The organism is Achromobacter sp. GbtcB20 (genome assembly GCF_019091095.1).
Lineage (GTDB): Bacteria > Pseudomonadota > Gammaproteobacteria > Burkholderiales > Burkholderiaceae_B > Achromobacter > Achromobacter mucicolens.
Genome location: NZ_JAGXJZ010000032.1, coordinates 25,111 through 36,616 on the forward strand (window position 1 = coordinate 25,111; position 11,506 = coordinate 36,616).

An 11,506-nucleotide genomic window follows, 5' to 3' on the forward strand; every position below is an offset into this window, starting at 1 on the left:
CTTGGGACGGTCTGGAGGTACCAGGATTCTGTGGACACCTTATTTCCGCTTGCTATGCGCAGACTCAAATTCGTTCGGACTAACTTCGCCGAGGTAGCTGTGTCGTCGCACGGAATTGTAGAAATCATCAATGTATTCCGCCAAGCTCGAACGGGCAGCGTCTCGGTCGGAGTAGATATGCCGTTTGATGTGCTCCTTCTTCAAGCTGCTAAAGAAGGACTCGGCTACAGCGTTGTCCCAACAGTTTCCCCGCCTACTCATGCTCGGTTCAAGGTGATTTACTTTGCAGAAGCGCCGCCAAACATCACTGCCGTACTGAGTGCCTTGGTCTGAATGGATCAGCGTGCCCCGAGGACGCCGACGGCCAAGTAAAGCCAACCTTGCCACGTTCGAATGTAGGTGATGTCTGTCACCCAGGCCTCGTTGGGCTTCGAAACGGTAAATTTTCGCTGCAACAGGTTGGGGATGAGCGGTGATGGCTTGGGTGCCGGAATATGTCTTGTGCGATATCCATGCAACGCCCGCAAGCCGTTCTCTCTCATGAGTCGCGCCACTTGATGCTTACTGCACGTCTCTCCGCGCTCTCGCAAGTCTTGCAGGACGCGGGGAGCGCCGTAGATGCCATGGCTAGCCGAGAAAGAGGCACGAATCAGACGGAGAAGCCGAACGTCCTCCTGTGTCCGATCAGAGATTGGATTACTTAGCCAAGCGTAATAGCCAGCACGCGCCACGCCCAAAACCCGGCACATAGCCGAAATGCTGTACTCATCGCTGTGGGCTTCAATGAACTTATACGCTCGCCTAACTTTGCTTGGCGTCTTGCTCGCAGACATAGATCATCCCCGATCGGTTCAGATACTACTCTTGTCCACAGAACCTTGGTAACTCCAGTCTTCACTTCGATCTTTCGGCGCAAGACTCCCTAAAGGCCGTTTGAGCGGCGCGGATACGATATGAAGTGCGTCATTGGACATGAAGGGAGCCCCCATCGGCAGCATCGCTTTTATCGTTTGCTGGAAGCCTAGGATGCGCATGACCCGCTTGAGGTTATAGGCCGGTACATTCAAGCTCATTTCCGTGCTCACATTGTCCAAGCGACCAGTTAGGAAGTGTGTATCGCCATCCAATGATTGAACGCGATGAACACATGTTCCACCGTGCGCCGCCGCACCTTCATCGCTTCTGGCAGTCGGTCTAGACGGCGCTGCGCCGCCTCAAACACGGCCTCATGTTCCCATCGACTGATGCGCCGATACGCGCTAGGTGTGCATCGCTCCTTCATAGCGCATTGTGGGCAGGCACTACTCCAGTAGCGCCGCAATTGAAGACCATTCTCCTCCCGCGTAACCCGGTGGCTCGCTAGCCCGCAGGGCACTGGTACTCACCGCCCTTCGCGATGTATATGAAGACCGAACGGTCGACGCGGCCTTCGGCCTTGGCATTGGAAGTCGTCGGCTTGGGCAAGATCACATCAATACCTGTCTCTGCACATGCCTTGATCTGAGGCGCGCTGTAGTAGCCACGATCGGCAATCGCACGCAGTCGCTTCTTGTCCATCGCCTCCCGCGCGGCGTGTGTCATCGATGCCAAGGAGTCCCTGTCATGTCCTCGGTTCGTCACTTCGTGCGCGACGATCAGATGGTGCTTGGCTTCGACCACCATCTGTACGTTGTAGCCGACCATCCCCGAGCCCGGCCACTGGTAGCCATCGAGCGGGCATCCGGGTCAGTCACCGACAGTTGACCGTCTGGACTATCTTTGAGCTTCTCCTTGACGTCATCCGGCGCGTGCATTTGCTTGCGCAGGAGCTCGATCTTGTCGTTGAGCCGATTGGTCCTGGCCTCGATTTCGACAGGTTGCGTTCGGTCCGCGGTGTCGAGCACCGCCAGATAGCGGTGGATGCTCTCCTCAATCTGCTGCTGACGTTTGTCTATCTGGGCAGCCGTGAAGTTCTTGTCGCGCGTGTTGACTGCCTTGAACTTGCTTCCATCAACGGCAATCACGGCTTGCCTGAATAGCTTGAGATCTCGGCATACGGCAACAAACCGCCGGCAAACGTTGCGAATGCCCGACCCATTGTCACGGCGAAAATCCGCGATGGTCTTGAAGTCTGGCGCCACACGGCCGACCAGCCACATCAGTTCGACATTGCGTTGGCACTCTCGCTCGAGTCGACGACTGGACTGGCCCCGAATTAGGTAGCCGTAGATGTAAATCTTCAGCAGCACGGCCGGGTGATACGACGGGCGCCCGGTAGCTGCTGGCGCCGCCTTCTCAAATCCCAGCGATTCCAGGTTGAGCTCGTCGAAGAATGCGTCGATTATGCGCACCGGGTTGTCGTCGGCGATGAAGTCATCCAGGCATTCCGGGATCAACGCCACCAGCTGCCGGTCCTGACCTTCGATGAATCGGGGCATGTCGACTCCCGGGATCGAGATACCAAACTCGATCTAGATCACCGTCGCGGCGTCAAAGAGTTTTCACACAGCCTCGGCCGGAAGCTGACGACTACGGTAGTCCGCTTCCGGCCGAGGCTGTTTGAAGACCTTTGCGCCAACTCGTTACGCTCAATTGCCGCGCTGGACGAATCCGCCGCCCCGGCACAACTGCACAATCTCGATAGATGCAGACCGGCCTACGTTTAAGGTTAGTTGGAGCTTCGGCGGTTCCCAAGACCAAAAAGCGCTTTTTCCCATGAAATACCAGCCCTTCGAAATGAGAAGATCGAAAGTGTTGAAGTATCAATCCGCGGTCAGCTGGCGCTCATCGATCAACTTGGACCACCGCGCCGCATCGTGCTGGATCAGCGCCTCGAGTTCCTGCGGCGTGCTCGAAACCGGAGAAAGCCCCTGCGCCTCTAGACTAGCTTTCACCTCAGGATCGTGCATGGCCTGCGCAATTCCCTGGGTAACCTTGGTGATCACCGCCGAAGGTGTGCCGGCCGCCGTGCTGAGGCCGATCCACAGCGAGGAGTCGAAGCCGGGCACGCCGGACGCGTCTACGGTAGGCAGCTCCGGCAGCAGTGAGGAGGGCTTTAGGCCACTGACTGCCAATGCCTTCAGTTGGCCGGTTTTTACGAAGGGCATCAGGCTGTTGGGAATCCCAAACATGACATCTACGCGGCCTGCAGTCAGGTCGCTGATCGCCGGCACCGCCCCTTTGTATGGCACGTGCACCATCTCGATGCCGGTCAGCGACTTGAACAACTCGGCGCTCAGATGATGCGGCGTCCCGATGCCGGCGGACGCATAACTCAACTTTCCCGGATTTGCCTTGGCATATGCGATCAGATCCTTCACAGAATTTACCGGCAATTTGGCATTGGTCGCCAGTAGGATCGGTCCAGTCGCCATTAGCGACACCGGAGCGAAATCTTTGATCGGGTCGTAGCCCACGCCGGTCTTCTTATAGATATACGGATTCATCGTCAGCAGGTTATTTGGCGTGACCAGGAACGTATAGCCGTCCGGCGCGGAACGTGCGACCTGCGCCGCGCCCAGGTTGCCGCCCGCGCCTGGCCTGTTCTCTACGATGATGGGCACCCCCCAGTACGTGGACAATTTTTGCGCGAGCACACGGCCCACCACATCGTTGCTACCGCCGGCGGTATACGGCACTACGAACTTGATGGGCCGGCTCGGATAACCCTCGTCTGCGGCGTGCGCCGCCGATGTAGGCAGACACAACCCGGCAACTAGGCCACAGAGTGCGGTGCGCAAGAATTTTCGCTTGGTGGATTGATTCATTTTTGTCTCCTTCGCTATTTTGTCGTGTTTTTGCGGAATCACCGACCCTCAGGTGGCGCCCCGCACTACATCAATGATGAGCCGGGCGTCGCCGACTGCCCCCCCCCGCCACGCGACGTGCCCGTCGGGCCGCACCAGTACGAGCTTGGCTGCGTACAGGCGCTCTACCTCCGGTTCATCCAGGATCACTCGTCGCAGCGGCACGCGCGCGCGCTGCGCCGCGGCTAGCAGAGTATGCACATCTGGAGATTTATCCCCGCCGAAATCGAGCAGCACGAACGACTCGCCGTACAGATCTAGGGTCGACCGCCCATCCTTCAGCCATGCATGAGGAGCTCGGGCTCCGGGACGTGCATTAGGTACGAAGATCCGGAAGTCGTCAGGCACGGGCGCTGTGCCATCTGGAACGCATATTGGTGACTGCTCGTACCGGTGGCCGATCTGCAGCCCCATCGACTCCCACTCGACTCGCGTTGAATCGCGCAGCCTCCGGCCCAGTGCCGCGCGGGTGCGTGCGCCCGCAGGCGTGTCGTCGCATACGGCGCTGGGATCGGGCGTGTCTTGCCAGGCGCGAAAGTTCTGCGTGGAAAAGCTGATGTTGCGCTGCGCGATCGGGCGGCGCTCGAGTTCATAGCTTCGCAGCAGATTTTGACCACCCCAGCCTTGCAGCATCCCTTGCAGCTTCCAGCCCAAGTCCAGCACCTCTTGTATGCCGGTGTTCATCCCCATTCCCCCGGTCGGCGACATAGTGTGTGCCGAATCGCCCACAAGGAATACGCGCCCGTGGCCATAACTGTCGGCCAGCATCTCGCTGCGCCGCCACGGCGTGACCGAGAGGACCTCAAACTCTATCTCGGGCGCGCCCGGGCCACCTAGCGCCCGCCGCACCCAGGACTCGGCGTCAAACGACGCCAGGTCCATCTTTTCCTCCGAACCCAGCACTGTTAGGCGCCAAATGTCAGCGCCGTCCACGACTGTGAGGTTTCCCCACATGCCGTCGGGACCGACGAACATGTAGCGCTCGGCTTGTCCCATTACGTGCCGGTCGGCCAGTGCTACAGCCCGGATGAGGATATTGACCGAATAGCTCAGCAACCGGCCCTGCAAAGCTATACCTAGTTGCTCGCGAACCTGACTGGTGGCGCCATCGCACCCGAGCACATAACGTGCGCGGAATGATTTCGTCGCGCCAGTACGCGTGTCGACTGCGACGACTGATACCGCTTCGCCGTGTTGCTCCAGGCGCAGGAAACGGTGCTCGAACAGGATGCGGGCCTCCGGACTGGCTAACGCGGCTTCGGTGAGTATGGGCTGTAGCCATAACTGGGGGCAGCGCTGCTTCTTCTCGGGTGTCTCGGGCGGCGTGGGGCTGTCGCGCATGGAAGGATATGGTTCGCGGTCCAGCAGCAGGCCATTCAGCGAAGTGCAGAACACCATCGACAGGTTGTAGTCCTCCGGAAAACCGCAGTCCCGCACCTGACGGGCGATATCCCACATGCGAAATGCCTCCATTGTGCGTATCGCCACTAGCCCGGTGCGGGGATGCTCGATCGTGCCGTCACCCTGCTCCAGCAACACTGAGTGCACACCGCGCCGCGCTAGGTCGATGCTCATGGCCAAGCCGACGGGTCCGCCGCCCACGATCAAGACCGGTACTTCCTCTATTGCTTCCGACATGACTCCTACCTTTCGATCAAAGTACGCATAGCCTGGATGTTCGCGGTGCGGCCTGGCTATGGTCAAATCAATGATCGAACGTTCCTCAATTCATGCCATGAATATCAAGAATTTCGACTTGAACCTATTGCGGGTGTTTGTGATGGTGTATCGACTGCGCAGCGTTTCGCTCGCTGCCACCGCCATCGGCCTGACTCAGCCGGCTATGAGCAATGCACTGCGCCGTTTGCGCGAACAGTGCAATGACCCCCTATTTACGCGCTCGGGCCGCGCGATGGAGCCCACCGCCCTCGCCAATAGCTTATTTGCGCCGCTTGAGACCGCTCTGACCGGCATTGAGACCTGCTTCGAGCATGTCGGCGATTTTCGTCCAGCCTCTAGCAGCCGCACGTTCCACCTGCTCATGTCCGACGTCGGCGAGATGGTGGTGCTGCCACGGCTTATGCGTGCCCTGGCGGCCGTCGCGCCGGGAGTGAGCATTGAAGCCTCGCGCATCCCCCAGGCCGACTATGCCCCGGCCTTGCGAAGCGGCCAAGCCGACCTGGCAATCGGCAACATCAGCTTCTTACATACCGGCTTCTACCAGCAGCATCTGTTCGACGACCGGTATTGCTGCATCGCGCGCAAGGGCCACCCAGGCCTGGGGGGCAGGCTCACGTTGGCGCTCTACCTCTCCCAGCAGCATGTGGTGTCCACCGCGGGCAGCACTGATGCCCTGGTGGAAGAAGCGCTGTCTGGCCGCCGGCAGCGACGCGACGTGAAGCTCACCGTCACGCACTACCACCGCTGCGCTGCTATCGTCCTGCAATCGGACTTGATCGCCACGGTGCCGGGCAACGCAGTTAAAGGCATGGAAGGGCTGGAGGCCTATCCGCTGCCCTTTAGAATGCCTAAGGCGCGCGTGCGACAGTTTTGGCATCGTCGCGCGCATACCGACGCGGCACACAAATGGCTGCGCCAGCTAATTTCCGGGCAAATCCTAGAATGAGCCAGCCGGACGCGCGCCCACGTATCGCGCGCGCGGGCGAAGCATGACGCCGGACAGCCGTTGCTCAGCTGCATGGGCCACCCAGCCGGCGGTTCGGCCGAGGCAGTGCAGATACACCGCCGCGCCCGCAGGCAGGCCTAGTACGTGCGCCAAAATCACCAATGCGGCGAACAAATTGGGGTAGGCGCCGGTTCTGCGATGCACCGCGTCGACGAATTCGAGTAGCCGCTCCCGCGTCGCCGCCGCGCCCGACAGGTCGCGCACCATCTCCAGCAGCAGCTCGGCTCGAGGGTCACGATCGTATAAGGGATGGCCGAAGCACGGCACTCCCGTGTACGCCATCGGACGGTCGGCGCACAACACCTCGGCCAAATACTGCTCCAGATCCATCATGCCGCCAGCCTGCATGGGGCCGGCCTGGGCCATCAGTGCTGAGGCCACGCAGGCGTACATGTCGACGCCGGTGGAAGAACTGATACGTGCGCAAAAGGTGGGAGCCGACAGTTCGTTGTCCACACTGAGCACCAGGGCAGCGTTGATCGCCGCAAGCAATTGGTCCGCGTCAGGCCGCCCGGCCAGGCCGAAGCCACGCAGCACGCGCCACGCCACGAATTCGTCGGCAATCACGGTAGCGTAAGCGTGGTCCGGCCCAAAGTATCCGGATATTCCGGAAAAGGCGTTGATCAGCCGCAATCCGCTCACGCGTGCATCGCCGTGGCCGCGAGCGTCGCCAGCGGCCTCCAGCGCGCTGAGTTGCAGCGCTGCCATCGCCAGGACACGGATTGGCGAAAAGGCGTCGGCCTGCTGCGGCATCGAAACCAGTTTGCCCCGCATCTCGGCCGATTCATCTTCCATGACTGGCCACGGACGATCGCGCGCCGGCGGCAGACCGCCCCACAAAAGGTCCGCCACGTATTCCAGCGAACGGCCTTCCCGGGCCAAGGTGGTGGCTGGCTGCCCGCGGTACCTCGGCCCTGCCGTGCTGATTTCGCAAATAGAAGTCTGCACTACCGGTTCGCCATAACGCAGCGACTGAGCCACTGGCGCGCCGCCGCCCTTGGCGCCGACGCGGGTACTGAGCTTCTCTAGATCGGATTTGCGATACAGGCTGGTGCGCCGTCCGGGCTCGGTCAGCGTCTTGATCAGGCCACGGCTGACATATGTGTAAAGCGATTCCTTCTTGATTCCCAACATGGCTAGGGCTTCGTCACGGCGCACATAGTCCACGTCGTTGACGCGGCGGCCGGATTCTCCGGGAGTGAGCGCGACGGCATCGTCTGAAGACTGGTGCGGCTTACCCATGGGCAGTTTCCTCTTCAAATATTGGGGTCATTGTCGCGTAATTTTATATCGATTTGATAGTCGATCTATACATTGATCGATGTCAATCATAAACTTCTCTCCACAGTATTAACTGCCCACGGAGACACCAGATGCAAACCGCTACCATCCAGCTGAGAGAGCTATCGCCCCGCTTCGAGAAAACCCGCGAGAGCCTTCTGCGTGCGCGCCATTTGCCCGGCGGCGTCTACAGTTCCGAAGAAATCTATGCGCTGGAGAAAGAGCGCATCTTCATGACACACTGGCTTTCCGTCGGCCGCGTCGAAGAAATTCCGAATGTCGGCGACTACATGACTTTCAGCGTCATGAACGAGCCCATCCTGATTTCGCGACCGGCCGAGAACGAAATCCAGGTGTGCATGAACATGTGCCTGCATCGAGGGGTGGCTGTTGCCAGTGGGTGCGGCCACGCCAAGGACTTCAGCTGTCCCTATCACGCCTGGCTATTCGACGTCGGTGGCAAGCTAATTGCCGCACCGGGCATGAAGGAATCCGAAGTCGACATGAGCGGCGCCCGGCTCAAGCCGTTGCCGGTCAAGATCTGGCGCGGCTGGATCTTCACCAATTTCGCCGAAAGTCCCATGTCATTCGAGGAATACATCGCGCCGTACGAGAAAGGACTGTGGTGGTTTCAGTCTGGCGAGTGCAAGCTCGCGGATAAGGTCGAGATCGATGTCAAATGCAATTGGAAATTTCTTGTCGAGAACCTCATCGACATCTATCACGTTGGTGTGATTCATAAAAGTACTTTTGGCGGCTTCGTTAAAGGCGAGAAGCTAAAATTTCAGCTCGAGGCCAATGGCGGCTGGCACACGCAGTACGAAGCTCGGCCGCACTCCACGAGCGGCCAGCAGGTGTTCCCCACGCTGCCGTGGGCAACCGACAAGTCGTCGGGCATCGCCTGCAAGGCAGGGATCTATCCCAATTTGAATCTATCCATGCGCTCGGACAGCCTGCGCATGTGGCACGTCTGGCCGATCTCGCCCAACGAAACACGCGTCGTCTGCTATCTGCTTTTCCCCGAAGCGGCCTTCTCCATTCCCAACTACGAGGAAGAACTGACTAAGTATCGAGCCTTTGTCAAACAAATCATCGCAGAGGACGCGGTGATGGTTGAATCGCTGCAAAACGCTTCGGGGTCAAGATTTTTCCAGCCTGGCCCGATGGCGCCGCTGGAAGAGGCGCTGCACCACATGGAAAACCATTACATCGACTTGATGACGGACGAACCACTGAAGGGGTCGCAATCATGAGCTGGATCAACGTGGCGCCGTACGCAGATATCGAAGGCGAGGAGACTTTACCCATAGAGGTCGATGGGCAGAAAATTTGCCTCTACAACCTGGACGGCAAAGTCTTCGCCACGGATAACCAATGTACCCATGGCGACGCGGCCTTGTCGGATGGCCTTATTCAGGAGGGCGGTCTGATCGAATGCCCCCTTCACGAAGGCACTTTTGATATTCGTACGGGAGAGGCGAAGGGAGCTCCCTGCACGCAGGATTTGCGTTGCCATGAGATCAAGGTGGAGGGCGGGGTCATCTATTTGCGTCCCGCGGCCCGCTAGGAAATCGAAATGAAAACTGTGGTCATCGGCGCCGGTCAGTCCGGCGCCTGGGTCGCACGCACCGTGCGCGAGCACATGCCTGATGCCGAGGTTGCCCTGATCGGAGAAGAAGCGCTCGCACCTTATGAGCGTCCTCCATTGTCCAAAAGCATACTGGCCGGTTCGGAAAGCGAACCGGCGTATCTGCTATCTGTTGAGCAGGCGCAATTGGCTGGAATCGACTTGCGGCTCGGTATCCGGGCAACTGGGATCGACAGGCACTGCAAGGTAGTTTCTTTGTCCAGTGGCGACCATATCTCCTACGACAAGCTTGTTATTGCCACAGGGGGCCGCGCCCGCGTTCCGAATTTTCCTGGCATAGCGCTCCCCGGCGTCCATACACTGCGGAGTTGGGACGACGCGATGAATGTACGGATCGCGCTAAAACGAGCTGGCGGGGGCAGATTGCTTGTTCTTGGTGGCGGCTGGATTGGTCTGGAGGTCGCCGCGACGGCCACTCAGCTCGGCACGCAGGTGACATTGCTGGAAGGAAACACGCGCTTGTGTGCGCGATCTGTTCCGCCCGTGATCTCGGATTTCCTGATGCAAAGGCATCGCGATAACGGTGTCGACATCAGGCTAAACAGCTCACTCTTAGCCATCGAGCGGAATTCAGAGGGGAGCCTCGACACCATTACTAGCCAGGGCCGGCAGACGGTAGACCTAGTGCTGATCGGAGTGGGCCTCGCGCCAGGCGTTGAGCTTGCTGTCGAATGCGGGCTGGACGTCGACAATGGCATCCTGGTCAACGCAACTGGGTGCACGTCTGATCCCGATATCTACGCGGTGGGTGATGTGGCAAACCAACCCTGCGGCTGGCCAAGTACACAAGGTGGCGCGCGTATTCGTTTCGAGTCCTGGGCGAACGCTCAGAACCAGGGTATTGCGGTGGGACGATCCCTGGCGGGGCTACCTGCTTCAGTAGCCGAGATCCCATGGTTTTGGTCGGATCAATACAATTTAAATTTGCAGGTGCTCGGATTGCCCTCTGCCGAAGAGCCCTATGTCGTTCGGGGTGACATGACAGGGGACAAGTTCAGCCTCTTCCAGTTTCGCGATGGTCGGCTTCATTCTGTGATTGCCGTCAACGCTGCGCGGGACCTCAAGTTGGCGAAGCGGTGGATGCTGGCAGGCAATTCTCCCAGCGCGACCCAACTGGAAGACTCCGCATACCGCCTGGAGAAATTTAAGGGGTAGCATGCGCGCCGTGAACTACAGGAATCAGTGGGAAGGTCGAGCGTGCCGAAATGCGACGTCAATTTCGTGCTGGCCTCATTCACCTTCTAGACTCGAGAGGTTGGCGACCAGACCGCTAGGTATACGGCACCAAAGAGAATCGCCGATGACCGCTTCTGGCCGTAGGCGGCCAGTGATGCCGCGGAGCTTCCGATCAAAAGCTGCCGGTCAACGGAGCCTAACCAGCTTTTAAAAATGTGTGCCTCGCGCTTCGTCTTCTGTGCAGGATGAATGTACCGCCTAGAAAGCAAAAAAAGGCTGGCTCGACGAGGGAGCGCTAGCCGCGGGTAGCAACACCGGCCATGGCCAGTTGCGCCTGTTCGACCACTCAATTAAGCTTGATATTCAAAGGCGACTAGGCTTCAAAATGGCAACTCATCGTCGAATTTCGAGTTCGGTTCATCTTGTGTTGCTCCGTTAGGAAGCGGGAGGCTGCTCACAACGTACAGACTCAGGATGTCTTCGCGGTCCATGAATAAAATTTGACTGCGCTTGGATGCGTCAAGCTTTCCGCCTATCCAATTCCGCGCTTGTTTTGTAATTTCTCCGCCTGCAATAATAAAGGCGTGATCAACCAGCACCTTCTTGCTCGTCTCTGGGTCGAATATCTCGTGACCTAGCATCATGAGGGCTTGATTGTGAATCTCTGCCACATTCGCGTTTGATCCTTTGCTCACCCCAGACGAATCCAGCTTGCCCTTTTTCACTTGCAGGCCAAAATACAAAACGTGCTGGGTGGGAAGGATGTAGCGCATCCACACATCCTTGCCGTACTCCAAGGCCTTATCCTTGTGTCCAGCTGATGTAATTCGGTGGTAACCAAGCTGCCTGAAGAGCGGAAGAAGTATTTCCTCAATTAGTTCGTCCTCTGAGCACATATCGAGATAGGCGCTGAGTTGCACCCTGCGCCTA

At 58.8% G+C, this 11,506-nt stretch carries 9 protein-coding genes and 2 pseudogenes; 4 read left to right on the forward strand and 7 right to left on the reverse strand.

Features of this window, described 5'->3' with window-relative positions:
- Positions 1-39: 39 nt before the first annotated feature.
- The 5 genes and pseudogenes from KVT32_RS32665 to KVT32_RS25875 all read right to left on the reverse strand — a co-directional run bounded on the left by KVT32_RS32665 (position 40) and on the right by KVT32_RS25875 (position 5,423).
- Positions 40-261: an integrase core domain-containing protein gene (locus KVT32_RS32665; RefSeq protein WP_217619035.1), complete on the reverse strand. Its 222-nt coding sequence runs from the start codon at positions 259-261 to the stop codon at positions 40-42.
- A 77-nt stretch (positions 262-338) separates the two neighbouring features.
- On the reverse strand, positions 339-833 hold the full coding sequence (locus KVT32_RS32670) for an IS3 family transposase (protein ID WP_217619036.1): 495 nt from the start codon (positions 831-833) through the stop codon (positions 339-341).
- A gap of 162 nt (positions 834-995) precedes the next feature.
- A pseudogene (locus KVT32_RS25865) lies at positions 996-2,417 on the reverse strand (IS1182 family transposase); the annotation flags it as partial.
- 324 nt (positions 2,418-2,741) lie between these two features.
- Positions 2,742-3,746, reverse strand: coding sequence for a tripartite tricarboxylate transporter substrate binding protein (locus KVT32_RS25870; RefSeq protein ID WP_082886977.1), 1,005 nt, complete (start codon positions 3,744-3,746; stop codon positions 2,742-2,744).
- Between the two features lie 48 nt (positions 3,747-3,794).
- Complete coding sequence (locus KVT32_RS25875; RefSeq protein ID WP_063589389.1) at positions 3,795-5,423, reverse strand: FAD-dependent monooxygenase; 1,629 nt, start codon at positions 5,421-5,423, stop codon at positions 3,795-3,797.
- 70 nt (positions 5,424-5,493) lie between these two features.
- Between KVT32_RS25875 and KVT32_RS25880 the strand changes: the two genes are divergently transcribed.
- Positions 5,494-6,411: a LysR family transcriptional regulator gene (locus tag KVT32_RS25880; protein ID WP_235816761.1), complete on the forward strand. Its 918-nt coding sequence runs from the start codon at positions 5,494-5,496 to the stop codon at positions 6,409-6,411.
- Here KVT32_RS25880 and KVT32_RS25885 read toward each other — a convergent pair.
- Positions 6,403-7,713: a citrate/2-methylcitrate synthase gene (locus KVT32_RS25885; protein ID WP_063589391.1), complete on the reverse strand. Its 1,311-nt coding sequence runs from the start codon at positions 7,711-7,713 to the stop codon at positions 6,403-6,405. The genes KVT32_RS25880 and KVT32_RS25885 overlap by 9 nt on opposite strands.
- 131 nt (positions 7,714-7,844) lie before the next feature.
- Between KVT32_RS25885 and KVT32_RS25890 the strand changes: the two genes are divergently transcribed.
- Genes KVT32_RS25890 through KVT32_RS25900 form a run of 3 tightly spaced genes read left to right on the forward strand, consistent with a single transcriptional unit; the run spans position 7,845 to position 10,555 of the window.
- Positions 7,845-9,005 carry an aromatic ring-hydroxylating dioxygenase subunit alpha gene (locus KVT32_RS25890; RefSeq protein ID WP_063589392.1) on the forward strand — a complete coding sequence of 387 codons (1,161 nt, stop codon included), beginning with the start codon at positions 7,845-7,847 and terminating at the stop codon, positions 9,003-9,005.
- On the forward strand, positions 9,002-9,319 hold the full coding sequence (locus tag KVT32_RS25895; protein WP_063589393.1) for a non-heme iron oxygenase ferredoxin subunit: 318 nt from the start codon (positions 9,002-9,004) through the stop codon (positions 9,317-9,319). The genes KVT32_RS25890 and KVT32_RS25895 overlap by 4 nt, the downstream gene beginning before the upstream one ends.
- 9 nt (positions 9,320-9,328) lie before the next feature.
- Positions 9,329-10,555 (forward strand): NAD(P)/FAD-dependent oxidoreductase, encoded by a 1,227-nt coding sequence (locus KVT32_RS25900; RefSeq protein WP_063589394.1) that lies wholly within the window; start codon positions 9,329-9,331, stop codon positions 10,553-10,555.
- Between the two features lie 401 nt (positions 10,556-10,956).
- On the opposite strand, the pseudogene KVT32_RS25905 reads toward KVT32_RS25900, so the two are convergent.
- A pseudogene (locus KVT32_RS25905) lies at positions 10,957-11,506 on the reverse strand (hypothetical protein); the annotation flags it as partial.

Coding starts and splice junctions, on each gene's coding strand:
- KVT32_RS25880 (WP_235816761.1), top strand. CDS start 5,494: ATGATCGAACGTTCCTCAATTCATGCCATGAATATCAAGAATTTCGAC.
- KVT32_RS32665 (WP_217619035.1), bottom strand. CDS start 261: ATGAGTAGGCGGGGAAACTGTTGGGACAACGCTGTAGCCGAGTCCTTC.
- KVT32_RS25890 (WP_063589392.1), top strand. CDS start 7,845: ATGCAAACCGCTACCATCCAGCTGAGAGAGCTATCGCCCCGCTTCGAG.
- KVT32_RS25875 (WP_063589389.1), bottom strand. CDS start 5,423: ATGTCGGAAGCAATAGAGGAAGTACCGGTCTTGATCGTGGGCGGCGGA.
- KVT32_RS25885 (WP_063589391.1), bottom strand. CDS start 7,713: ATGGGTAAGCCGCACCAGTCTTCAGACGATGCCGTCGCGCTCACTCCC.
- KVT32_RS25870 (WP_082886977.1), bottom strand. CDS start 3,746: ATGAATCAATCCACCAAGCGAAAATTCTTGCGCACCGCACTCTGTGGC.
- KVT32_RS32670 (WP_217619036.1), bottom strand. CDS start 833: ATGTCTGCGAGCAAGACGCCAAGCAAAGTTAGGCGAGCGTATAAGTTC.
- KVT32_RS25895 (WP_063589393.1), top strand. CDS start 9,002: ATGAGCTGGATCAACGTGGCGCCGTACGCAGATATCGAAGGCGAGGAG.
- KVT32_RS25900 (WP_063589394.1), top strand. CDS start 9,329: ATGAAAACTGTGGTCATCGGCGCCGGTCAGTCCGGCGCCTGGGTCGCA.